Source organism: Sphingomonas hominis, from assembly GCF_013328205.1.
GTDB classification, from domain to species: Bacteria; Pseudomonadota; Alphaproteobacteria; order Sphingomonadales; family Sphingomonadaceae; genus Sphingomonas; species Sphingomonas hominis.
Map to the genome: position 1 here is coordinate 274,803 of NZ_JABULH010000002.1, position 21,632 is coordinate 296,434.

A 21,632-nucleotide genomic window follows, 5' to 3' on the forward strand; every position below is an offset into this window, starting at 1 on the left:
TCCTTGCCTGAGGAGCGGCGGCCTTCTACAGTCGGTTCATCATGGAGATGCCGCACTGATCATCATGCGCTGGGCGACATCGCGTTATAACTCCTGTCCGTGGTCGCAGTGGCGCCGCTCCATGACGGTTTCACTCCTTGGTCGCGTCCAGCAGCGATTTGGCCTGCGCCAGCGTGTCGCGGATTGCCGCCGAGATCGCCGGGCTGGTGCAGACGATCGTCGGGGAGGGGTGCGGCATGGTGAGCACCGGCAGGCCGGGGCGCTGCGCCGCGACGATGGGCGCCGCCTCGCGCGCGACGCGCCCGGACAGGACGACGACGCGCAATCGCGGCAGCAGCGCCAAGAAGCCGGGCAGCGTCGCCAGTCCCTCGCCGATCTCACCGCGTCGCAGCGCGCGGTTGCGCGCGCCGGGTTCGTGAACGATCCACGGCACCGTGTTCCACAAGATCGTGTCGTGCCGCGCGATTGCGGCAACAGCCAAAAAGCGCGTCAGGTTGCGCGCAGTGCCGGTGAGGTTGTCGCGCGAAACCGCGCGCTCCTCCGCGCCACCCGGACCGGGCGTTTCGAGCAGGATCAGCAACCGGGCCGCCACACCGCCATCGCGGGGGTCGAACAACGGCATACGGCGCCCGCTGTCGACCAGCGAGCGCCGCCATTGCTCCAGCCGCTGCCCGTCATCCATCATGCTTTGCATCGGATAGCGGGCAGGGAGTGCTCGCACCGGCACGAGTTGTGCCGGTGCGATGCGGCTCACATCGAGTGGTTGCCGCCCTTCATGTCGCCGGCCTGCATCTTGGTCACCATGTCGACGTGACGCTTAACGATCGGTGCCGCCGCCTTGGCGTTGGCACGCAGCGCCGCCTGGTCGCCGCCCGAAGCGTAGCTCTGCTGCAGGTCGAGCGCCGCCTGGTGCGCCGGCAGCTGCTGCGCGAGATAGATGCGGTCGAAGTCGCCCGGCGCTGCCGTCTGCAACTCGTTGATCGAGGCGGTGGCGCCCGCGTCGAGCATCGGCGGCGTCGGGTTCAGCCCGGCCTTCTTCGCCGCCGCCATCGTCTTGGCGGTGGTCTTCTGATGCTCCTTGATCATCATGTTGGCGAAGCGCTTCACTGCCGGGCTCTGCGCCTTCTGCAACGCGATCTGGCTCGAGTTGATCTCGTACAGGTCGCTCATGCCCGATGCCATGACGTAGGGCATCGCCTGCGTCTTCGCCTCGGGCGGGGGCGGCGGCGGCGGGGTCTGCGCGGCGGCGGGCAGCGCGGCAGCGGTTGCGAGCATCATGGCCAGACCGGTCAGCATCTTCATTGTCGTCTCTCCGTCAAGATCGGGCAGGTAAATGGATCGCGGCATCAAACCACGCTACGCCCGCTCAACCCTGAAGGTGGTCGGCAAGTTTCACTGCTGGGTCAGAAACAATATTGATCTCGATCAGGTCGGCTCGTCGCGTTGCTAGCGTCGACTTGGCGAAGATGTTGTTCGTGCGACGGTGAACTTGCCGATTTGCTTGGTCGTTCGCGTCACGATCCGCGCAGCCGCACGCCGATCCACAAGGTGCGCGGCGTCGCGCGCTCGACGAGATCGGCGCCGCTCACCCCCGCCTGGACGCGCTCATTGAAGAGGTTTTCCGCGCGGGCCTCCAGCGCCAGTGCGGCGGTCAGCGGGAGCGACAGATATCCGTCGAGCGTGGTAGCGGGCGCTAGCGTGCGCGTGTTGCCGTCGTCCTCGAACTGGCGCGCGGCGTGGCGCAGCGTCGCCGACAGCGCCAGCGCATCGCGCCGCCAGCCGAGCGTCGCCGACACGAGGTCACGCGGCGTCTGCGCGGGGCGCAGTCCGTTGAGCGCGGCGGCGCTGCCCGACGCCTCGACTCGCGGAGACACGTGGCTCCACGACGCGCGCGCGAACACCGGGCCGGCCATGTCCCAATCAGCGTCGATCTCGAACCCGGTCGAGCGGATCGCGTCGAGGTTCTGCCGCACGCGGTACACGCCCGCCGCCGACACGAAGCCGACGCCCGCGAAGTTGCCCGGCCCGCGCGCCACCGTCACGTTGGCGATCGCGTCCTCCAGCCGGTTCCAGAATAAGGTCGCGGCCAGACTGACGCGGGCTGCGGGCACGATCGTGACGCCGCCGTCGACGCCGCTCAGCCGCTCGGGCGCGAGTGACGCGTTGGCGGCGGTGGCGTCCGCGCCGACACGGAAGGGGCGGTATAGTTCGTTGAGGGTGGGCAAGCGCCAGCCGCGATAGGCCGAGGCGCGTAAGGTCACGCTCTCGATCACGCGGTAGGCCGCACCCGCGCGGCCGGTCGTCTCCGTGCCGTTCCGGTCGGCGAAGCGCTCGTCGGTGAACGCCGCGCCGGTGGCGAGCGCGCGCTCGACGAGCGACCCGTCCTCGATCCACCAGCGATCGACGCGCCCGCCGAGCGTCAGCGTTAGCGGACCACGCTCCAAGCTGGCGTCGGCGAAGGCACCCAGCGTGGTGCTGCTGCCGCCGGCGACGCGCCGTCTGGTCGGCAGCGCGTTGGTGTAGCTGTACAGCTCCTGCGTGCGCCCGCTGACGTCGCGCCAATCGATGCCGAGCCGCAGGTCGGCGCCCGCGCCCAGCGGCGGCACCAGCTCTAACCGCGCGCCGAGGCCGGTCGCGGGCGTGTTATACTGGTCGAGCGTCTGCGTCGCGGTCGTGCGCGCGGCGTCGATGCTGGCGAATTGCGACGCGAAGCTGCGCGCCTGGAGATAGGCGAGCGCCGAATAGCCCCAGCGCCCCCGCCCGACGAGCCGCAGGCTGGCGTCCGCGCCTTCGCTCTTGTTGGCGGTAAACGCGGTGCCGCGCGTGCGGCGGTCGGTGAATGCACTGACGTTGGCTTGCAACTCGCTGTCGGCGCCGGTGCGGATCACCGCGCGCGCGGCGCCCGATGCCTGCTCGTACGGCGCGGGGCCGTCGACGGGTCCGCGATCCTCCGCGACGATCGGCGCGAAGCCGTCGCCGCGCGCGTAGGCGCCCGACAGCGTCGCGAACCCGCCGGCGTTGCTGAGCGTCGCGGACGCTTGTGCGTCAACCGAGTCGCGGCTGCCGTAGGCGAGGCTGCCGAGATAGCCTGGCACCTGTGCGGGCGTCGCACTCTCCAACTCCACCGTCCCGGCGAGTGCCCCCGGACCGAAGTAGCCGCTGCCGCCGCCACGCGTCACGCGGATGCGCCCGATCCGATCGGTGGCATAGGCGGGGAAGGGCACCCAGCCGCCGAACGGGTCCGCCTGTGGTACGCCGTCGAGGATCAGCAGCGCGCGGCTCGACGCATTGCCGCCGATCCCGCGCAAGCTGATCCCCTGGCTGGTCGGGTTGGCCGAGCGCGAGTCCGAGCGGCGGAACTGCTGCAATCCCGCGACGTTGGCGAGCACGCTTTCGAGCCGGTCGGCGGCGTTGGTGGCGATGCGATCGGCGTTTATCGTCACCAACGCTGCGGCGGCGTCGCCGGGGCGATCGCTGAGGCCGCGGCCAGTGACCACGATGTCGGCGGCGGGTGCGGCGGTCTGCGCCGCCGCGGGCGATGCGATGCCGAGCAGGACGATACCGGGCAGGACGGGGCCGAGCAGGAGCGCGGGCAGGGCGATGCGGCGGATCATGGGATTACTCGTGCGGGGGGACGCCTGCGTCGTAGCGGCATCGGCGCGTGGACGCGACCGCGGAGAGGCTGTCGTGTGTTGCGACGCACCCCTCCTCCTCGTCGCCCCGACCTTGATCTGGGGTCCCGCTTCTTCTCTCACGCGGCGAGAAAGCGAAATCCCGGATCAAGTTGGGGATGACGGATGGCGAGGTTCAATCGCGCGCGACATTACGCCCAATCGGCGTCGGCGTGCTCGCCCAGCCGCGGGCTCGCGCGGTCGGCGACGACGCGCGCGCCGTCGATCGTGATCGGTGCGGCAAGTCCGGCAAGCCCCGCGACGCTGATCTGCATCCCGCGCGCGATCACTTGCGGGTCGGCGAACACCTGGTCGACGCGGTTGACCGGGCCGACTGGGACGCCCGCCGCCTCCAGCGCGGCGAGCAGGCCGGCGCTGTCCCATTTCACTGTTTCGGCGACGATCAGCGGCAGCAGCGCAGGCCGGTTGCGCACGCGGTCCGGGTTGGTCGCGAAGCGCACGTCCTCGGCGAGCGCAGGAGTGCCGAGCACCGCGCACAATTTCGCGAACTGCCGGTCGTTGCCGACCGCGACGATCAGATCGCCGTCGCTGGTTGGAAAGCTCTGATACGGGGCGAGGTTGGCGTGGCCGTTGCCCATGCGCTGCGGCACCGCGCCGCTCGCCATCCAGTTGAGCGCCTGATTGCCGAGCACGCCGACCTGCGTGTCGAGAAGTGCCATGTCGAGGTGCGCGCCTTGGCCGGTCTGCGCGCGCTGCTGCAACGCCGCCAGGATCGCGACCGCCGAATAGACGCCGGTAAACAGGTCGGCGATCGCCACTCCGCTCTTCTGCGGCGCACCGTCGGGCTCGCCGGTCAGCGACATGATGCCGCCCATGCCCTGAACGATGAAGTCGTAGCCGGCACGGTGCGCGTACGGCCCGGTCTGCCCGAAGCCGGTGATCGAGCAGACGATCAGCCGTGGGTTTCGCGCGCGCAGCGCGGCGGCGTCGAGGCCGTATTTGGCGAGGCCGCCGACCTTGTAATTCTCGATCACCACGTCGGCCTTTGCCGCGAGCGCGCGGACGCGCGCCTGGCCCTCGGGGGTGGCGATATCGATCGCGACCGAGCGCTTGCCGCGGTTGCAGGCGTGATAATAGGCCGCGGACAAATCGCTGCCATCCGCCGCGGTGACGAACGGCGGGCCCCAGTGGCGGGTATCGTCGCCCTCGCCGGGCCGCTCGACCTTGATCACGTCGGCGCCCAGATCGGCGAGCAACTGCCCGCACCACGGTCCGGCGAGAATACGCGCGAGTTCGAGCACGCGCAGGCCGGCGAGCGGGCGCGGTGGGGTGGCAGGGATGGGGGCGTCGGTGGCGGAGGTCATGACGTCTTTCTACGTCGGCCCGTTACGCCACGACCACCTCTTTCCGTCACCCCGGACCTGATCCGGGGTCCCGCTTCTCGCGGCTGGGCGAAAAGGCAGCGGGATCCCGGATCAGGTCCGGGATGACGAGAGAGGAAGCGTCATCGCCAACTGATCAGCGTACGTGGCGTCCACCGTCACGCCACTTCCGGCTTCGCCTCGTCGAGCGCCACCAGTACCATGCGCTCCCACACGGCGACGTCGCCTGCTGCGGCCATTGCCTCCGACGGTTCGCGCAGCGTGCGCAGCACCGCTAGTGCGTCGTCGCGGTAGTCGGGCCATTTCAGGTCGATCAGCTTGGCCGCGGACTCTTCCTGACCAGTGGCGTTGGCGCTGATGCGCTGTCCGGCGAGCACGCGCGCGATGCGTTCAACCAGTGGGGTGACGGATACGTCCATGATCCAGGCTCCTTTCCCCACCCGAACGCAGCGAGGCCCGCGCGGCTCCCGCGGATGCGGGAACGACGCGGGCCTCGTGCACCCGATCGGGCAAGCGGATCAGGCGAAGCTGCGACCGCCGCCGCCGCCGCCGCGCCGACCGGCCCCGCCGCCGCCGCCGTTGCCGCCGCGACGGCTGGCGTTGGCGTAGTTGCGACCACCGGTTCCGGCACCCGCGCCGCCGTTGCCGCCGCTCGCGCCACCCTGGCCCTGACCACCATGGCCGCCGCCGCGCGCCGACGATCCGCCGCGGCTACCGAGCGGCTGCGGCTCGTGCTGGCGCGAACCGTGCGCGGGACGCGGGTTGTGCGACGCCTTGGGACGCGCGGGACCACGCTGCCGGTCGACGCGCGGGGCGGGGTCGGCACCGATCGCCTTGACGCGCTCTGCCTTCAACTGATCGGCACGGCGCATGAAATCGTCGGGGAGCGCGACGACCGGAATCTTCTGCCGCGTGACCTTCTCGATGTCCTTCAGGTAGGGCTTCTCGTCGTCGGCGCAGAAGGCGATCGCCTCGCCGCTCGCACCCGCGCGCGCGGTGCGGCCGATGCGATGGACGTACTGCTCGGGCACGTTGGGCAGCTCGAAGTTGAACACGTGGCTGACCCCTGACACGTCGATGCCGCGGGCGGCGATGTCGGTGGCGACCAGGATCGGCACCTCGCCCGACTTGAACAGCGCCAGCGCGCGCTCGCGCTGCGGCTGGCTCTTGTTGCCGTGGATCGCGCTCGACGCGATGCCGTTGCCGGCGAGCAGCTTCACGACGCGGTCGGCGCCGTGCTTGGTGCGGGTGAACACGAGCGCGCGGTCGATCTTCGTCTCGCGCAGCATGATGGTGAGGAGCGCCTGCTTCTCGGCCTGGTTACAGAACACGACCGACTGATCGACGCGTTCGGCGGTGGTCGAGGCGGGCTTGATCGAGACGGTGGCCGGATCGGTCAGGAATTGGGCCGCCAGATCGCGGATCGCGACCGGCATGGTGGCGGAGAAGAACAAGGTCTGGCGCTTGCGCGGCACCATGCGCACGATCTTCTTGAGCGCGTGGATGAAGCCCAGGTCGAGCATCTGGTCGGCCTCGTCGAGCACCAGGATCTCGATCATCGACAGGTTGATGTAACCCTGCTCGACGCAGTCGATCAGGCGGCCCGGCGTCGCGACCAGGATGTCGACGCCGCGGCTGACGTCCTGACGGTTCTTGTTGATGCTGGTGCCGCCGAACACGGTCGCGACCGACATCTTGGAGAAGGCACCGTAACCGCGCGCGCTTTCCGCGATCTGGCTGGCGAGCTCGCGGGTGGGAGCGAGGACGAGCATGCGGACGTGCGTCGGCAGCACGCGCTTGTCGGCGGCGACGAGACGCTGGATCGAGGGCAGGACGAACGCGGCGGTCTTGCCGGTGCCGGTCTGCGCGATGCCGAGCAGGTCGCGGCCTTCGAGCAAGGTGGGGATGCTGTCGCGCTGGATCGGCGTCGGCTCGGAATAGCCCTTGGCCTCGATCGCGCGGACGAGCGGCTCGGCCAGGCCGAGATGTGCGAATGACATGGAAATATGGTCCCAAATGAACACGCCCCCGCCGCGCCGACAACGCGGAAAGGGTCAGGGGTAGGAAAAGACACCCCGCGTGACTTGGGAGGTCGGTCGTTGATCGACCGAGGCGGAGCCGGATCCCTCGCGGGATCGATCACGCTGCAAACGCCTCGATGAGCGGCCATGTGCTCGCCGCAGCGCAAAAAGTCAAGGTCCGGCGATGAACAACCGCGGTCAGCGCGTGTTCAGCCACCTCCATCCATATCGCTTACCTGCTTGAGTAGTCGTTTCCGACCATGACCGACCCGTCCCCTTCGCTCACGTCGCGCGACGATGCGCTCAGCATCGGCCGCTGGGATTGGGACGTGCGCGCCGATCGCATCACTTCCGACGCGGCGTTCGCCACGATGTACGGGGTTGCGCCCGATGTGGCGGCGACGGGCGCACCGATCGCGACCTTTTTTGGCGGCATCTATCCCGCCGATCTGCCGCGCGTGCAGGCCGCGATCGCGCGCGCGCTGGACGGTGCCGACGCGTTCGAGGAGGAATATCGTGTCGTCGACGCGGACCAACAGGTCCGCTGGCTCACGGCGCAGGGCCGGGTGGAGCGTGACACGGACGGCGAGGTCGTCGCCTTTCCCGGCGTCAGTTTCGACATCGACGCGCGCAAGCGCCACGAACTGCGGCTCGCCGCCACGGTCGAGATCAACGACCGGCTGCGCGCCGAGGGCGACGCGGGCGACCTGGCGCTCGCCGCCGCCGAAGTCGTCGGACGCACGCTCGACGTCAGCCGCGCGGGCTACGGCACCGTTGATCCCGCCGCGGAGACGATCACCACCGAGCGCGCTTATTGTGCGGAGGGTATCAAGCCCTTGCCGTCGGTGCTGCATTTCCGCGATTACGGCAGCTACATCGACGACCTGAAGGCCGGCGTAACGGTCGCGATCACCGACGTGCGGGTCGATCCGCGCACGCGCGATACCGCCGACGGCTTGCGTGAATTGTCGGCCATGTCGTTCATCAACATGCCGGTGACCGAGCAGGGCGGGTTCGTCGCGCTGTTGTACCTCAACAACGCGACGCCGCGCGCGTGGAGCGACGAGGATGTCGCCTTCGTTCGCGACGCCGCCGAACGCGTGCGCGACGCGGTGGAGCGGCGCCGCGCTGAGCACGAACTCGCCGCGTTGAACGCGCGGCTGGAGGAAGAAGTCGACGTGCGCACCGCCGAGCTGATGCGCGCGGAGGAGCAATTGCGTCAGGCGCACAAGATGGAAGCGGTCGGCCAGCTGACCGGCGGGCTCGCGCATGATTTCAATAACCTGCTGACCGGCATCTCGGGCGCGCTGGAGATGATCAATCTGCGCGTCGGCCAAGGCCGGGTGAGCGAGATCGACCGCTACGTCACCACCGCGCAGGGCGCGACACGCCGCGCCGCCGCGCTGACCCACCGATTGCTCGCCTTCTCGCGGCGGCAGACGCTCGATCCCAAGCCGACCGACGTCAACCGCCTGATCGCGGGCATGGAGGAACTGGTACGCCGCACCGTCGGGCCGGCGATCACACTGGAGGTGGTGGGCGCGGCCGGGCTGTGGCCCGCGCTGGTCGATCCCAACCAGCTCGAGAACGCGCTGCTCAACCTGTGTATAAACGCGCGCGACGCCATGCCCGACGGCGGGCGGATCACGATCGAGACGGCCAACAAGTGGATCGACGAGCGCACCGGGCGCGAGCGCGACCTGGCGCCGGGCCAGTATCTGTCGCTGTGCGTGACCGACACCGGCGAGGGCATGACCCCCGAGGTGCAGGCGCGCGCCTTTGATCCCTTCTTCACCACCAAGCCGCTGGGTGAGGGCACAGGGCTCGGCCTATCGATGATCTACGGCTTCGCGCGGCAATCGGGCGGGCAGGTACGGATCTACAGCGAGGTCGGGGACGGCACCACCGTGTGCATCTACCTGCCGCGCCATTACGGGGGCGAGGAAGCCGGCGGCACGGCGAGCATCGACGATACCGCCGCGATTCCCGTCGCCGGGCAACGCACCGTCATGGTCGTCGACGACGAACCGACGATCCGGATGCTGGTGACCGAGGTCCTCGCCGAGCAGGGCTATACCGTGATCGAAGCCGGCGACGGTGCGAGCGCGCTTCGGCTGTTCGGGTCGGGGGTGAAGCCCGATCTGCTCGTCACGGACGTTGGATTGCCGGGGCAGATGAACGGGCGGCAGGTCGCCGACGCGGCGATCGCGCTGATCCCCGAATTGAAGGTGCTGTTTATCACCGGTTACGCGGAGAATGCGGTGATCGGCAACGGTCAGCTCGCGCCGCACATGGCACTGGTCACCAAGCCGTTCTCGATGGATACGCTGGCGGCCAAGGTGGGCATGCTGCTGGCCGACTGACGGCTACCCCGCCGGCGCGCCCGCGACGATCACCCCCGTTGCGATGGTCAGCGCGCCGAGCCCGAGCGACAAGGGCACACGCAGCCGCATCCAATTGGCCGGCGCCGCGCCTTGCGCGACCAGCCAGCGGTCGACCGGCAGCGTCAGCATGATCGCGCTGCCCATCGCGGCCAGTCCGATTGGCAGATGTACCGCGGCGAGCGCCAGGATCGCACCCGCCACCAGGCTCGGCACCACCGCGAGCGTCACCAACAGCGACTGACCCAGCCGGCGGAACATCGCCAGTCCCCACCACATGCCACCCAGGAAGCTGAGGATCAGCGCGCCGTATGCGATGGCGACCAGCCCGCCGTCGTAAATGTCGAGCCACGCCAGCGCTGCCGCGCCGATCTGCGGCAACAAGCCCGCAAGGCCAAGCGCGAAGGCGACGCGCCCGACGGCGAACGGGACGGGGCCGGGTTGCGCGACGTGCATGCGAAGGCTCCTGATGTTGTGCGGCCGGGCGCGGTGCGACCTGCCGATCCACGGTCATGTACGCGATCTGCGCGCGATCGATCCGCGGCGCGTTAATAAGTATCGTATGTTAAACGCTCCGGTAACCGGACCGTCGCTAGCGCAGCCGCATGTCTCGCACGTGCCGCTATCTCGCCCCGTTTGTTCAACTGGCGGGAGGGGTCGTCGCGCTGGTCGCCTTTGCCGTCGCACCTCCCGAGCGCGGCGATCTGCTGTACGTGCCGCTGACCGCCGCCGCCGCGCCGGCGCAGGCGGCGCGCGCGGACGGATCGGCGCTGCTCGGACGTGGGCCGTTCGGGTCGGTGGTGGTACGCGCGAGCGCCCCGCACGATCTTCTCGCCTTGTTGCGCGCCGGCATTCTGGTGACTGCCGCACCCGCCGCCTTGTGTGGCACGGTGCGCGCATGAGCGCGACCCTGACGACATATCCGCGTTCGGTCGCGCTCGATGATCTGCGGCGGCGCGGCGTGCGCAACCTGGTGATCGCGGGCTGGGTGTGTTTGCCGCTCATCGCGATCGGCGATCGCCTGCTCGGCCGCGGCGGCGCGTGGATGGAATTGCTGGTTGCGGCGCTGACGCTGATCCTGCCGACGATCATGGCGGTGCAGCGTCGCTTCGACCGCGCGGCGCGGCTGACGGTCGCGATCGAGGTGGCGATCATGCCCGCGGTGTTCGTCTACATGCTGCGCGGCCACGGGTGGCAGATGGACGCGCACATGTACTTCTTCGTGGCGCTCGCCGCGCTCAGCCTGTTGTGCGACTGGCGCCCGCTCGCGCTCGCCTCCGCGCTGATCGCGGTTCACCATTTGTTGTTCGAGGCACTGGTGCCCGAATGGGTGTTCGCCGGGTCGGGTAATCTCGGCCGCGTCGTGTTCCACGCGGTCGCGGTGATCCTGCAATTCGCCGCGCTGGCCTATGTCTCGCAACAATTGCGCAATTTGGTTCTGGCGACGGACCAGGCGCGCCACGAACAGGAAGCGGCACGTAGGCGTAGCGAGGAACTGTCCGCCAGCGCCGCCGCCGCGGCCGAGCGCGCGGTCACCGCACTCGCCACCGCCACCGCCGCTGAGGAACGCTCCGCGCGCGAGCGTGCGCGTCGCGAGGAGGTGGAGCAGCGGCTGGCGGACGAGCGTCGCACCGCGCTGCTGACGCTGGCGGGCGCGTTCGAGCATACGGTGGCGGGCGTCGCGGTCGCGCTCGACGAGGCGTCGGTGCAACTGGTCGGCTCGGCGGTGTCGCTCAACGAACTCGCCACCGACGCCGGGCATCAGGCGACCGAGGTCGTGGCGGGCGCGGTGCAGGCGTCGTCGGCGGCGCAGGGTGTCGCAGCGGCGATCCGCGACCTGTCGGGCTCGATGGAAACGGTCGCGCGTCACGCCGAGGAGCAACGCAACCTGACCCGCGCCGCGCGCGACAGCGCGGCGTCGAGCGACAAGGCGGTGCGCGAACTGGCCGAGCGGACCGGCGATATCGGCGGCTTCGTGGAACAGATCGGCGGGATCGCGGCGCAAACCAACCTGCTGGCACTTAACGCCACGATCGAGGCGGTGCGCGCGGGCGAGGCCGGACGCGGCTTCGCGGTGGTGGCGGGCGAGGTAAAGCAGCTCGCCGCCGGTACCGCGCACGCGACGCAGAAGATCGCCGACCTGATCGCGGGGATCGAGCACGGCGTCGCGGTGGCGAAGGACGATCTCGACGTGGCGTCGACCATGGTGCGGCAGGTAACGGTCGCGGCGAACGACATCCGCGACGCGGTCGACACGCAGCGCGCCGTCGCGGCCGAGATCGAGCGCACCGCCTATGACGCCGCGCGCGGCGCCGATTACGTCGAGCAGCAGATCGCGGTGGTGGCAAGTGCGGCAACCGCGGCCGAGACGCTGTCCGTCAACGTCCGCGCCGCCGCCGCCAGCCTGTCCGCGCACGCCAGCCGCCTGCGCCAGTCGACCGACCGGTTCGTGGAGGAACTGCGCGCCGACGCCGCGGCGTGAGGAGCGGGCGGGGAGGGAGGGACCTTCCTTGCGTCATCCCGGACTTAATCCGGAATCCCGCTTCTTCTCTTGGGTCGGTCGAAGCGGCGAACAAGCTCCGCCTTGAAGTTTCCGCCCCTGCATAGTGCAAGAGCGCCCGCAACGTGACCACCTCACGTCCCCGCCACCCCCGACCTGATCCCGGGTCCCGTTCTTCGCCCCGATCGGGCGCAGGAAGAAGCGGGATCCCGGATCAAGTCCGGGATGACGGAAGGTCTCCCATCACAGCTTCCGGGCGATCACTTCCTTCATGATCTCGTTGGTCCCGCCGTAGATGCGGCTGACGCGCGCGGCGCGCCACGCGCGGGCGATCGGATATTCGTTCATGTACCCCGCGCCGCCGTGGAGCTGGAGGCATTTGTCCATCACCTCCCATTCGAGCTCGGTGTGGAACAGCTTGGCCGCAGCACCTTCCTCGTTGGTCAGCTCGCCCGCCAGATGGCGCTTGATGCACCAATCGAGGTGCGCCCAGCCGACCTGCAACTTGGTCTTCAGGTCCGCGAGTACGAATTTGGTGTTCTGGAAATCGAACACCGTGCCCTTGAACGCCTTGCGATCCTTGGTGAAGGCGACCGTCTCGTCGAATGCCTTCTGCGCGGTCGCCTGTACCGAGACCGCGATCGACAAGCGCTCCTGCGGCAATTGGCTCATCAGGTAGATGAAGCCCTTGCCCTCTTCGCCCAGGCAATTGGTGATCGGCACGCGCACGTCGTCGAAGAACAATTCGGACGTATCGGCGGCGTCCTGCCCGATCTTGTCGAGCTTGCGGCCCTTCCTGAACCCCTCGCGGTCGCTCTCGACCAGGATGATCGACATGCCCTTGTATGCTGGCTGCGCATCGGGATCGGTCTTCGCGACGACCAAAGTCAGGTCGGTGTTCTGCCCGTTGGTGATGTACGTCTTCGACCCGTTGATGACGTAGTGATTGCCGTCCTTCTTCGCCGAGGTGCGGATCGATTGCAGGTCGCTGCCCGTGCCCGGCTCGGTCATCGCGATTGCCGTCACGACCTCGCCCGATACCATCTTGGGCAGCCACTGCGCCTTCTGCTCCTCGCTGCCGTAATGCTCGATATAGCCGGCGACAATGTCCGACTGGAGCGAGAAGCCCGCGGGCACGCCCGCATAGGCCATCTCCTCGTCCACGATCGCATTGTAGCCGAAATCGAGCCCCAGTCCGCCGTACGCTTCCGGTACGGTCGGGCACAGCATCCCAACCTCGCCCGCCTGCCGCCAGAACGACTTTGGCACCAGCCGATCCTTGTTCCACTGGTCGGCGAAGGGTTGGCCTTCTTTGGCGAGGAAGCTGCGTACCGTCTGGCGGAACGCCTCGTGATCCTCGGTATAGGCCTGTCGGCCGGCGACGGTGTCGAGTGTCATGGCAGCGCCTCTCGTAAAACGGTGATCAGAACTGTTGCGATCACGCTGCGGTAGGTCAAGTAACTTTTGTTATGGAGGTGCTTCGGTGTGCGGCATCGCTCGACTTTGCCCGCGGTCCGTCCCTATGATCGTCGGTAAAGGAGAGCACCACCATGAAACTCGCCAGCCTCAAGCACGGCCGGGACGGCAAGCTCGTCGTCGTGTCGAACGACCTCGCCTGGTACGCCGACGCCGCGCATATCTGCCCGACGCTGCAGGCCGCGCTCGACGATTGGGAGCGGGTCGCGCCGCAGCTCGAACTGCTCGCCACCGACCTCGAACACGAGACGATCCCGCGTGAGCGGTTCCACGAGCACGATGCCGCTTCGCCGCTGCCGCGCGCGTACCAGTGGGCGGACGGTTCGGCCTACGTCAACCACGTGGCACTGGTGCGCCAGGCGCGCGGCGCGGAGATGCCCGAGACGTTCTGGCACGATCCGCTGATGTACCAGGGCGGGTCGGACGGCTTCCTGGGACCGCGTGACGCGATCCCGCTCGCCGACGAGAGTTGGGGGTGCGATCTGGAGGCCGAGGTGGTGGTGGTGACGGGCGACGTGCCGCTCGGCGCCAGCCGTGACGACGCGCTCGCCGCGATCCGGCTCGTCGGGCTGACCAACGACGTGTCGTTGCGCAACCTTATCCCCGGCGAACTCGCCAAGGGGTTCGGCTTCTTCCAGTCGAAGCCTGCCAGCGCCTTCTCGCCGGTGTTCGTGACGCCGGAGGCGCTCGGGGACTGGTGGCGGGACGGCAAGCTCCACCGGCGGTTGTGCGTCGACCTGAACGGCGAGCCGTTCGGGCGCGCGCAAGCGGGCGAGGACATGACGTTCGATTTTGGTACGCTCGTCGCGCACGCGGCAAAGACGCGGAAGCTGGGCGCGGGGACGATCGTCGGGTCGGGCACGGTGTCGAACCGTGATGCCGATGGCGGTCCGGGTAAGGCGATCGCGCAAGGGGGGGTGGGCTATTCTTGCCTTGCCGAGGTTCGGACAGTCGAGACGATCGCGACGGGCAAGGCGACGACGCCGTTTCTCAAGCGCGGCGATACGGTGCGCATCTGGGCGGAGGACGATCGGCACCACCCGATCTTTGGAGTAATCGAGCAGACGGTGGAGTGATCTTAGCGCGAATAGCCCTCTCCTCGCCGGGGAGAGGGTTGGGAGAGGGGAGTGTGTCTCGCAGAGCGCAGCGCCTGGATCAGCCCCTCTCCCAAACCCTCTCCCCGCCGGGGAGAGGGCTTTTAGGGCGTCACGTCCCCGTTTTCGCCCACGCCTCGATCTTGCGCTCCAGCACCGGCATCGGCAGCGCGCCCGTGTCCAGCACCTGCGCGTGGAATGCGCGCGGGTCGAAGCGCGCGCCCAGCGTCGCCTTGCTCGACGCCTTCAACCGCGAGATCGTGAGCTGCCCCAGCTTGTAGGCGAGCGCCTGTCCGGGGATCGCGATGTAGCGCTCGACCTCGGCGGTCGCATCGGTGCGTGCCATCGGCGAGTTGGCGAGCATGTACTCGATCGACTGGTCGCGGGTCCAACCCTTGGCGTGGATGCCGGTGTCGACCACCAGCCGCATCGCGCGCAGCATCTCGTCGTTCAGCCCGCCCATGCGCTGATACGGGTCGGTTTCCATGCCCAGCTCGTTCCACAACGTCTCGGCGTAGAGCGCCCAGCCCTCGGCGTAAGCGGTGTTGCCGCCGAAGCGCATGAAGGCGGGGAGTGCCGTATTCTCCTGCGCGACGCTGATCTGGAAGTGATGCCCCGGCACCGCTTCGTGCAGGTAGAGCGTCTCCATCTCCCACATGTAGCGCGAGGGGAGGTCGTACGTGTTGTAGTAGAACACGCCCGGCCGCGACCCGTCGGGCGTGCCGCCATTGTACGAGCCGCCGGCGTCGGTCTTCTCGCGGAAGGCGGGAACGGCGCGGATTTCGAGCTTGGTCTTGGGGATCAGCGAGAACTGCTCGCGCACGCGCGCGTCGACGCGGCGACCGATTGCCTCGTAACCGAGGCGTAGCTGCTCGGCCGAGGTCGGCTGAAAACGCTTGTCGGTGCGCAGGTACGTGAAGAACTCAGGCAGGCTGCCCTTGAAGCCAACCTTCTGCTTCTGCGCCTCCATCTCGCGCAGGATGCGTGCGACCTCCGAGAGCCCGAGCTGGTGCACCGCCTCCGCCTTCAACGGCAGCGTGGTGTTGGACTCGATCAGGTAATCGTACAGCTTCGCGCCGCCCGGCATCGCCGACAGCCCGACGCTGTCGCGCGCGACGGGCAGATATTCGCGCTCCAGGAAGTCGCGCATCCGCTTGTGCGCCGGGTTGATGACGTCGCGGATCTGTGCAGCGTAGGCGGCGCGCAGCCGGGTCTGATCGGCGGCGGAAATGCCGGCGGGAAAGGTCTTGACCGGACCATAGAAGGTCGACCCTTCGATGCCCTGTTTAAGCAGATTGTCGAATTGCTCGACCATGTTGCGCACGACGAGCTTGGGCTGGACGATCCCGGCCTTCATGCCCTGGCGAAAGCGCCCGATCGCTTCGTCCATGATCCGCGCGTACTGCGCGTTGCGCTTAAGGTTGTTCTCGTAATCCGCCAGCGTCTTGAACGGTGCGGCACCCTGGCCCGATGCGAAGTCGGGGTAGAAGGCCTGGAAACCGTAGAAATGATCGAGCGGGCGCACGATCGTCAGCGCGACGATGTCGGGCTGAAGCCCGCGCAAGGCCACTTCGGTCTGGTACTTGAACACGTCGTACGCGATCTGGTCGACGTGGGTCAGCTTGGCACGATCGATCCGCTTGAGCGCGGCGAGGTCCTGCTCGTTCGCGGCGCGCTCGGCGGCGATCGACGCGTCGGACAGCGGGTCACCCAGCCGGTCGGCGTAGCGCAGGTCGCCGCGGTAGATCGCGCCGATCGGGTTGCGCTTCAGGCTCGCCTCGTCGCTGTCGTAGAACAGCCGCTTGAGCCTGGTGTCCTCCACGCTGTCGCCCGCCACGGGCTGCGGCGGCGGTAGCGCCTGGCTGAAGGCGGCGCCCGAGCAGGCGAGCAGCAGGGCGGCGGTGATGGCGAAGCGCATGGTGTGAGGTAACCCCTGAAACGATCGTCCGCGTGTCTATGACCCGGCCGGAGCGGCGACAAGCGGTTGTCGCGAGGGCGTGTGATGTGGTGAGAAGCGGCATGACCTTCGCCCGCCCCGCCCGCATCGGCCACCTGCGCGTGACCGCCGCTGCCGTTCTCCTCGCGCTGGGCGGATGCGCCACCGCGCCCGCGCTGCCGCCGGTCGCCGCGGTCGACCCCGCGGGCGTGCAGACGCCCGCCGACCTGTACGGTGACCTGTTCGCGGCGGTACAGACGCGGCGCATCTTTCCCGACGGCAAGACCTTCGTCGACGCGGTGCCGAAGCGTGCCCCGGCCGAGATCATGCGCGACTGGCGCGCGGCGGGCGCGATGGACGATGCCGGCCTGCGCGCCTTCGTGCTCGCCAACTTCGACGTGCCCGGCCTCAACCCCGCGCCCGTGCCCGAAACCGGTGGCAAGAGCGTGGTCATGGCCGAGCATATCCGCCGCCTGTGGCCGGTGCTGACCCGTCCGCCGCTCGTGCCCCCCGCGGGATCGTCCGCGCTCGCGCTGCCGCGACCGTACGTCGTGCCGGGCGGGCGCTTCCGCGAGATGTATTACTGGGACGGCTATTTCACGATGCTGGGGCTCAAGGCGGACGGGCAGGGCGCGCTGGTCGACAGCATGATCGACGATTTCGTCTCACTGGTGGAGCGTTACGGCCATGTCCCGAACGGTACGCGCAGCTATTATCTGAGCCGCTCGCAGCCGCCGTTCCTGTACGCGATGATGGCGCTGTCGCCCGTCAGCGATGCGGGCGTGAAGGCGCGACGACTGGCGGCGCTCAAGCGCGAGTGGGCCTATTGGACGACGCCGGAGCGCACCACGACGATGCCGGACGGCACGACGCTCCAGCATTACTGGGACGCGCGCACGACGCCGCGGGACGAATCCTATCGTGAGGATGTCGAGACAGCGCGCGCGAGCGGGCGACCGGTCAGCGAGGTGTACCGCGACTTGCGCGCGGGCGCGGAGAGCGGGTGGGACTTCTCCTCGCGCTGGTTGTCTGACTGGCAGACGCTCGCCTCGATCGACACGACTCGGATCGTACCGGTCGACCTCAACAGCCTGCTGTTCGGCCTCGAGCAGGCGATCGCGACCGGCTGCGCCGACGCAGGTGAGACGGATTGCGCGAGCACCTTCACCGACCGCGCTGCCACCCGCCGCAACGCGGTCGAGCGCTGGCTGTGGGATGAGGCGGGCGGGCGATACGGCGACTATGACACGGTGCGCAAGGCGGTGCGCGGCGGAGTGACCGCGGCGACGCTCTACCCCTTGTTCACCGGCTTGGCGTCGAAGGACCACGGCAAGCGCACGGCCGAGGCGACCGAGCGGTTGCTGCTCGCCGCCAACGGGCTGCGCACCACGACGGTCGCGACGGGGCAGCAATGGGACAAGCCAAACGGCTGGGCGCCGCTGCAGTGGATCGCGGTCGAGGGGCTGACCCGCTACGAGCGCGGCGACCTGGCGGCGGCGGTCGCGCTGCGCTTCGTGTCGACCGTCGAGCGCGAATACCGCTCCTCGGGCAAGCTGTTGGAGAAATACGACGTCGAGCAGAGCCGCGCGGGCGGCGGCGGCGAATATCCGACGCAGGACGGCTTCGGCTGGACCAACGGCGTCGTCCGCGCGCTGCAAGGGCGTTATCCAGGAATGTGATCAGTCGCCCACCAACTGTGTGCGGTGGCGAGTGACGAGCTCGACCAGCCATGCCCGGAACGCACGCACGCGGCGCAACTGCCGCGTGTCGCGGTGGGTGACGAGCCAGAAGGCGCGCGCGATCTCGACCTCGGGCATAACGCGGATCAGCGCAGGGTCATGGCCGCCAATGAAGTGCGGCAGCACGCCGATGCCGGCCCCGCTCGCGATCAGGCGGGCCTGCGCGTTGATGCTCGAACTGCGCAAGACGGGCGACAGTCCCGCATCGATCTCGCGCAGGTAGCGCAGCTCGGGCGAGTAGAGCAGGTCGGGGATATAGCCGATCAGCCGGTGGTCGGCCGCGATCGTCGAGCGCGTCGGCTGGCCGTGGCGGTCGAGATAGCCGCGGCTGGCGTAGAGGCGTAGCGTGTAGTCGGCGAGCTTGCTCGCGACCACCGGCCCGGCGCTGGGTCGTTCGAGCAGCACCGCGACATCGGCCTCGCGCTTCGACGGCGACAGGAAACCCGAACTCGCCACCAGATCGATCGTCAGCGCCGGATGGCGGTGCGCGAAGTCGTGCAGATGCTCGGCGACCAGCCAGGTGCCGAAGCCTTCGGACACGCTGACGCGCAGTAGCCCCGACAGCGTCTCGCGGTCGCCGTCGCCCGCGTCGCCGATCCGTTCCGCCGCGCGCTGCATCGTCTCGACCTGTGCCAGCAGCCGCTCGCCCGCTTCGGTCAGCACCTGTCCTTCGCGCGTCTGCTCGAACAGCGTCGCACCCAGGCGCGCCTCCAGACGGCGGAGCCGCCGCCCGATCGTGGTCGCGTCGACCCCCACCTGCGCCGCGGCGCGCGCGATCTGTCCGGCGCGCGCGATGGCGAGGAAGTCCTGCAGGTCGCCCCAGGGTATCGGCTGCATCATTGCAGGCGAACGTTGCAGACTTGCCGGTTGCCTGCAACGCGCATGAGGCGCAGACGTCGGCTCAAGAATTAGGAGAGCGCCAATGCGGTTCATCGACCACCATATCGTCGGCCACTCGGGCGGCGCCGGCAGCGGTCGCGACGCTTCAGCGGGCAATGCCCGGTTAGGCGACGTGTACGACCCCAACACGGGCAAGGTGCAGGCCAGCGTCACGCTCGGCACCCAGGCCGACCTCGACCGCGCAATCGCCGCCGCGCAAGCCGCACAGCCCGCCTGGGCCGCGACCAACCCGCAACGCCGCGCGCGCGTCATGTTCCGCTTCAAGGAACTGGTCGAGGCGAACATGGACGAGCTGGCGCACACGCTCTCGTCCGAGCACGGCAAGGTGATCGCGGACTCGAAGGGCGACATCCAGCGCGGGCTGGAGGTGATCGAATTCTGCTGCGGCATCCCGCACGTGCTGAAGGGCGAATATACGCAGGGTGCCGGCCCCGGCATCGACGTTTATTCGATGCGCCAGCCGCTCGGCATCGGGGCGGGCATCACGCCGTTCAACTTCCCGGCGATGATTCCGCTGTGGATGTCGGGCGTCGCGATCGCGACCGGCAATGCCTTCATCCTGAAACCCAGCGAGCGCGATCCGTCGGTGCCGGTGCGGCTGGCCGAACTGTTCCGCGAGGCGGGGCTTCCCGAGGGCATCCTGCAGGTCGTCCACGGCGACAAGGAGATGGTCGACGCGATCCTCGACCATCCGGCGATTTCGGCGGTCAGCTTCGTCGGCTCGTCCGACATCGCGCATTACGTCTATCGCCGCGGCGTCGAGGCGGGGAAGCGCGTTCAGGCGATGGGTGGCGCGAAGAACCACGGCATCGTCATGCCAGACGCCGATCTCGATCAGGTCGTCGCCGATTTGTCGGGTGCGGCGTTCGGCTCCGCGGGTGAGCGGTGCATGGCGCTGCCCGTCGTGGTGCCGGTCGGCGAGCAGACCGCAGACCGCCTGCGTGAGAAGCTGATCCCCGCGATCCAGGCGCTCCGCGTCGGCGTGTCGACCGATGCGGAGGCGCATTACGGCCCCGTCGTCAACGCCGCGCACAAGCAACGCGTCGAGAACTGGATTCAGACCGGCGTCGACGAGGGCGCGGAGCTGGTCGTCGACGGCCGCGGCTTCACGTTGCAGGGGCATGAGGACGGCTTCTTCGTCGGCCCGACTTTGTTCGACCGCGTGACGACCGACATGAGCGCGTACAAGGAGGAGATCTTCGGCCCCGTCCTCCAGATCGTGCGCGCGGCGACGTTCGAGGAAGCGGTGCGGTTGCCGAGCGAGCATCAGTACGGCAACGGCGTCGCGATCTTCACCCGCAATGGCCACGCCGCGCGCGAGTTCGCCGCGCGCGTCAACGTCGGCATGGTCGGCATCAACGTGCCGATTCCGGTACCCGTCGCCTATCACACCTTCGGCGGGTGGAAGCGCTCGGCGTTCGGCGACACCAACCAGCACGGCATGGAAGGCGTCAAGTTCTGGACCAAGGTCAAGACGGTGACGCAGCGCTGGCCCGACGGGTTCGGCATGTCGGGCGGCGAGCTGCCGCGCGGCTCCGAGGACGGTGGACCCAGCCGCATCCAGGACGCGTTCGTCATTCCGACGATGGGATGAGGTGGGTGATGGCGCGCGGGTGCTGGATGGCGATCGGAATGGCGGCAGGGCTCGCCGCCTGCTCGCCCGGGTCGAACGAGGCGGACTACAACAATGTCCGCGTCGATCCCGCCCAGGCGCAGATCGACCGTGCCGCGGCCGCCCAGGGCACGCGCACCGTGGCGAAGGTCGGCCTGCCGGTCAGCTCGCCGACGCACACCGCTGCGCAAGGGCGGGCGTTGCCGACCGCGTTCCAGGGCTATTGGGGTGCGACGCCGGACGACTGCGCACTCGCCAACGTCGACGCGCGCGGGCGCGTGGCGATCGACAGCGATCAGCTGCGCTTCTTCGAGCGGCGTGCCGCAGTCGATACCCTGCGCGAACGCTCGCCCACCACGCTCGCCGCCACGCTCGCCTACAAGGGTGACGGCGAGCGCTGGAAGCACGATGCGACGCTGACGCTGGAGCAGGGCGGCACACGGCTATTGCTGGTCGAGCAAGGCGATGCGGTGCGACCGGGGCAGACGATGCGGTATCAGCGGTGCTAATGACCGCCAATGCCGCGTCCCTCCCCCTTGCCTTGTCGTCGACCGCGATGAGCGATGATGCGTCGTACAGCTTCGACTATGAAGCGGGCGCGCGCATCCTGCACATGCGGCTGTCGGGTTTCTGGTCGTTGGCGACGCTGGCGACCTATACCGCGCGGCTGCTCGCCGAGGTGACGCGGCTGCGCCTGCGCGGCGAGCAGTTCGACATCTTGAGCGACTCGCGCGCGTTCGACATCCAGTCGCGCGAGGTCGCCGCGGGGTTCGAGCGCATTTCGCGGCGCGGTGCGCAGATGCACCGCGGGTGCACGGCAGTGGTCGTCGCGACACAGCTCAGCAAGATGCAGGCGGAGCGCGCGATGGCCGCGCCGCGCCTGCGCGTTTTCCTCGATCCCGCGGCGGCGCGCACGTGGCTGCTCGATGCCCGCGACACTCAAGCATGATAGACCAGCG

Annotated in this window: 18 protein-coding genes; 8 read left to right on the forward strand and 10 right to left on the reverse strand. The window is 68.8% G+C overall.

The features are described from left to right. Nucleotides 1-130: 130 nt before the first annotated feature. From HRV97_RS06430 to HRV97_RS06455, 6 genes are all read right to left on the reverse strand, one after another. Nucleotides 131-685 (reverse strand): uracil-DNA glycosylase, encoded by a 555-nt coding sequence (locus HRV97_RS06430; RefSeq protein WP_174193153.1) that lies wholly within the window; start codon nt 683-685, stop codon nt 131-133. Between the two features lie 65 nt (nt 686-750). Then, entirely contained in the window at nt 751-1,347 is a 597-nt protein-coding gene (locus HRV97_RS06435; RefSeq protein WP_246248577.1) for a DUF4142 domain-containing protein, read from the reverse strand. Nucleotides 1,348-1,514: 167 nt separating this feature from the next. Then, a complete protein-coding gene (locus HRV97_RS06440) occupies nt 1,515-3,614 on the reverse strand; it encodes a TonB-dependent receptor (RefSeq protein WP_174193154.1) in 2,100 nt (699 codons plus the stop codon). A gap of 209 nt (nt 3,615-3,823) precedes the next feature. Further along, nucleotides 3,824-4,996 carry a CaiB/BaiF CoA transferase family protein gene (locus HRV97_RS06445; RefSeq protein ID WP_174193156.1) on the reverse strand — a complete coding sequence of 391 codons (1,173 nt, stop codon included), beginning with the start codon at nt 4,994-4,996 and terminating at the stop codon, nt 3,824-3,826. Between the two features lie 176 nt (nt 4,997-5,172). Beyond that, the gene (locus HRV97_RS06450; protein WP_174193157.1) at nt 5,173-5,433 is read right to left on the reverse strand and encodes a hypothetical protein; all 261 of its coding nucleotides are present in this window, start codon (nt 5,431-5,433) and stop codon (nt 5,173-5,175) included. 99 nt (nt 5,434-5,532) lie between these two features. After that, the gene (locus tag HRV97_RS06455) at nt 5,533-7,014 is read right to left on the reverse strand and encodes a DEAD/DEAH box helicase (protein WP_174193159.1); all 1,482 of its coding nucleotides are present in this window, start codon (nt 7,012-7,014) and stop codon (nt 5,533-5,535) included. Between the two features lie 281 nt (nt 7,015-7,295). Between HRV97_RS06455 and HRV97_RS06460 the strand changes: the two genes are divergently transcribed. After that, nucleotides 7,296-9,398: an ATP-binding protein gene (locus tag HRV97_RS06460; RefSeq protein WP_174193160.1), complete on the forward strand. Its 2,103-nt coding sequence runs from the start codon at nt 7,296-7,298 to the stop codon at nt 9,396-9,398. 3 nt (nt 9,399-9,401) lie between these two features. Here HRV97_RS06460 and HRV97_RS06465 read toward each other — a convergent pair whose 3' ends face one another. Continuing rightward, complete coding sequence (locus HRV97_RS06465; RefSeq protein WP_174193162.1) at nt 9,402-9,872, reverse strand: DUF3429 domain-containing protein; 471 nt, start codon at nt 9,870-9,872, stop codon at nt 9,402-9,404. A 149-nt stretch (nt 9,873-10,021) separates the two neighbouring features. Here HRV97_RS06465 and HRV97_RS06470 point away from each other — a divergent pair, with 149 nt between their 5' ends. After that, the gene (locus HRV97_RS06470) at nt 10,022-10,318 is read left to right on the forward strand and encodes a hypothetical protein (RefSeq protein WP_174193163.1); all 297 of its coding nucleotides are present in this window, start codon (nt 10,022-10,024) and stop codon (nt 10,316-10,318) included. Continuing rightward, entirely contained in the window at nt 10,315-11,898 is a 1,584-nt protein-coding gene (locus tag HRV97_RS06475) for a methyl-accepting chemotaxis protein (protein ID WP_174193165.1), read from the forward strand. The genes HRV97_RS06470 and HRV97_RS06475 overlap by 4 nt, the downstream gene beginning before the upstream one ends. A gap of 261 nt (nt 11,899-12,159) precedes the next feature. On the opposite strand, the gene HRV97_RS06480 is transcribed toward HRV97_RS06475, so the two are convergent. Beyond that, the gene (locus HRV97_RS06480; protein ID WP_174193167.1) at nt 12,160-13,314 is read right to left on the reverse strand and encodes an acyl-CoA dehydrogenase family protein; all 1,155 of its coding nucleotides are present in this window, start codon (nt 13,312-13,314) and stop codon (nt 12,160-12,162) included. 152 nt (nt 13,315-13,466) lie between these two features. Between HRV97_RS06480 and HRV97_RS06485 the strand changes: the two genes are divergently transcribed. Further along, nucleotides 13,467-14,468 (forward strand): fumarylacetoacetate hydrolase family protein, encoded by a 1,002-nt coding sequence (locus tag HRV97_RS06485; protein WP_174193169.1) that lies wholly within the window; start codon nt 13,467-13,469, stop codon nt 14,466-14,468. Between the two features lie 130 nt (nt 14,469-14,598). Here HRV97_RS06485 and HRV97_RS06490 read toward each other — a convergent pair whose 3' ends face one another. Continuing rightward, entirely contained in the window at nt 14,599-16,404 is a 1,806-nt protein-coding gene (locus HRV97_RS06490) for a DUF885 domain-containing protein (protein WP_174193171.1), read from the reverse strand. A 101-nt stretch (nt 16,405-16,505) separates the two neighbouring features. On the opposite strand from HRV97_RS06490, the gene treF reads away from it, so the two are divergent. After that, nucleotides 16,506-18,101 (forward strand): alpha,alpha-trehalase TreF, encoded by a 1,596-nt coding sequence (treF, locus tag HRV97_RS06495; protein ID WP_174193173.1) that lies wholly within the window; start codon nt 16,506-16,508, stop codon nt 18,099-18,101. Here the strand turns inward: treF and HRV97_RS06500 are convergent, their stop codons facing one another. Continuing rightward, nucleotides 18,102-18,998, reverse strand: a complete 897-nt coding sequence (locus tag HRV97_RS06500; RefSeq protein WP_425505745.1) for a LysR family transcriptional regulator — start codon at nt 18,996-18,998, stop codon at nt 18,102-18,104. An 85-nt stretch (nt 18,999-19,083) separates the two neighbouring features. Between HRV97_RS06500 and HRV97_RS06505 the strand changes: the two genes are divergently transcribed. Genes HRV97_RS06505 through HRV97_RS06515 form a run of 3 tightly spaced genes read left to right on the forward strand, consistent with a single transcriptional unit; the run spans nt 19,084 to nt 21,622 of the window. Then, nucleotides 19,084-20,655, forward strand: coding sequence for a CoA-acylating methylmalonate-semialdehyde dehydrogenase (locus HRV97_RS06505; protein WP_174193177.1), 1,572 nt, complete (start codon nt 19,084-19,086; stop codon nt 20,653-20,655). Between the two features lie 8 nt (nt 20,656-20,663). Continuing rightward, nucleotides 20,664-21,182: a hypothetical protein gene (locus HRV97_RS06510; protein WP_174193178.1), complete on the forward strand. Its 519-nt coding sequence runs from the start codon at nt 20,664-20,666 to the stop codon at nt 21,180-21,182. Continuing rightward, nucleotides 21,182-21,622, forward strand: coding sequence for a hypothetical protein (locus tag HRV97_RS06515; RefSeq protein WP_174193179.1), 441 nt, complete (start codon nt 21,182-21,184; stop codon nt 21,620-21,622). Before HRV97_RS06510 ends, HRV97_RS06515 begins: the two co-directional genes overlap by 1 nt. Nucleotides 21,623-21,632 lie beyond the last annotated feature (10 nt).

Coding starts and splice junctions, on each gene's coding strand:
- HRV97_RS06455 (WP_174193159.1), bottom strand. CDS start 7,014: ATGTCATTCGCACATCTCGGCCTGGCCGAGCCGCTCGTCCGCGCGATC.
- HRV97_RS06430 (WP_174193153.1), bottom strand. CDS start 685: ATGATGGATGACGGGCAGCGGCTGGAGCAATGGCGGCGCTCGCTGGTC.
- HRV97_RS06440 (WP_174193154.1), bottom strand. CDS start 3,614: ATGATCCGCCGCATCGCCCTGCCCGCGCTCCTGCTCGGCCCCGTCCTG.
- HRV97_RS06500 (WP_425505745.1), bottom strand. CDS start 18,998: ATGCAGCCGATACCCTGGGGCGACCTGCAGGACTTCCTCGCCATCGCG.
- treF (WP_174193173.1), top strand. CDS start 16,506: ATGACCTTCGCCCGCCCCGCCCGCATCGGCCACCTGCGCGTGACCGCC.
- HRV97_RS06475 (WP_174193165.1), top strand. CDS start 10,315: ATGAGCGCGACCCTGACGACATATCCGCGTTCGGTCGCGCTCGATGAT.
- HRV97_RS06485 (WP_174193169.1), top strand. CDS start 13,467: ATGAAACTCGCCAGCCTCAAGCACGGCCGGGACGGCAAGCTCGTCGTC.
- HRV97_RS06490 (WP_174193171.1), bottom strand. CDS start 16,404: ATGCGCTTCGCCATCACCGCCGCCCTGCTGCTCGCCTGCTCGGGCGCC.
- HRV97_RS06480 (WP_174193167.1), bottom strand. CDS start 13,314: ATGACACTCGACACCGTCGCCGGCCGACAGGCCTATACCGAGGATCAC.
- HRV97_RS06450 (WP_174193157.1), bottom strand. CDS start 5,433: ATGGACGTATCCGTCACCCCACTGGTTGAACGCATCGCGCGCGTGCTC.
- HRV97_RS06470 (WP_174193163.1), top strand. CDS start 10,022: ATGTCTCGCACGTGCCGCTATCTCGCCCCGTTTGTTCAACTGGCGGGA.
- HRV97_RS06435 (WP_246248577.1), bottom strand. CDS start 1,347: ATGCCGCGATCCATTTACCTGCCCGATCTTGACGGAGAGACGACAATG.
- HRV97_RS06515 (WP_174193179.1), top strand. CDS start 21,182: ATGACCGCCAATGCCGCGTCCCTCCCCCTTGCCTTGTCGTCGACCGCG.
- HRV97_RS06445 (WP_174193156.1), bottom strand. CDS start 4,996: ATGACCTCCGCCACCGACGCCCCCATCCCTGCCACCCCACCGCGCCCG.
- HRV97_RS06510 (WP_174193178.1), top strand. CDS start 20,664: ATGGCGCGCGGGTGCTGGATGGCGATCGGAATGGCGGCAGGGCTCGCC.
- HRV97_RS06465 (WP_174193162.1), bottom strand. CDS start 9,872: ATGCACGTCGCGCAACCCGGCCCCGTCCCGTTCGCCGTCGGGCGCGTC.
- HRV97_RS06460 (WP_174193160.1), top strand. CDS start 7,296: ATGACCGACCCGTCCCCTTCGCTCACGTCGCGCGACGATGCGCTCAGC.
- HRV97_RS06505 (WP_174193177.1), top strand. CDS start 19,084: ATGCGGTTCATCGACCACCATATCGTCGGCCACTCGGGCGGCGCCGGC.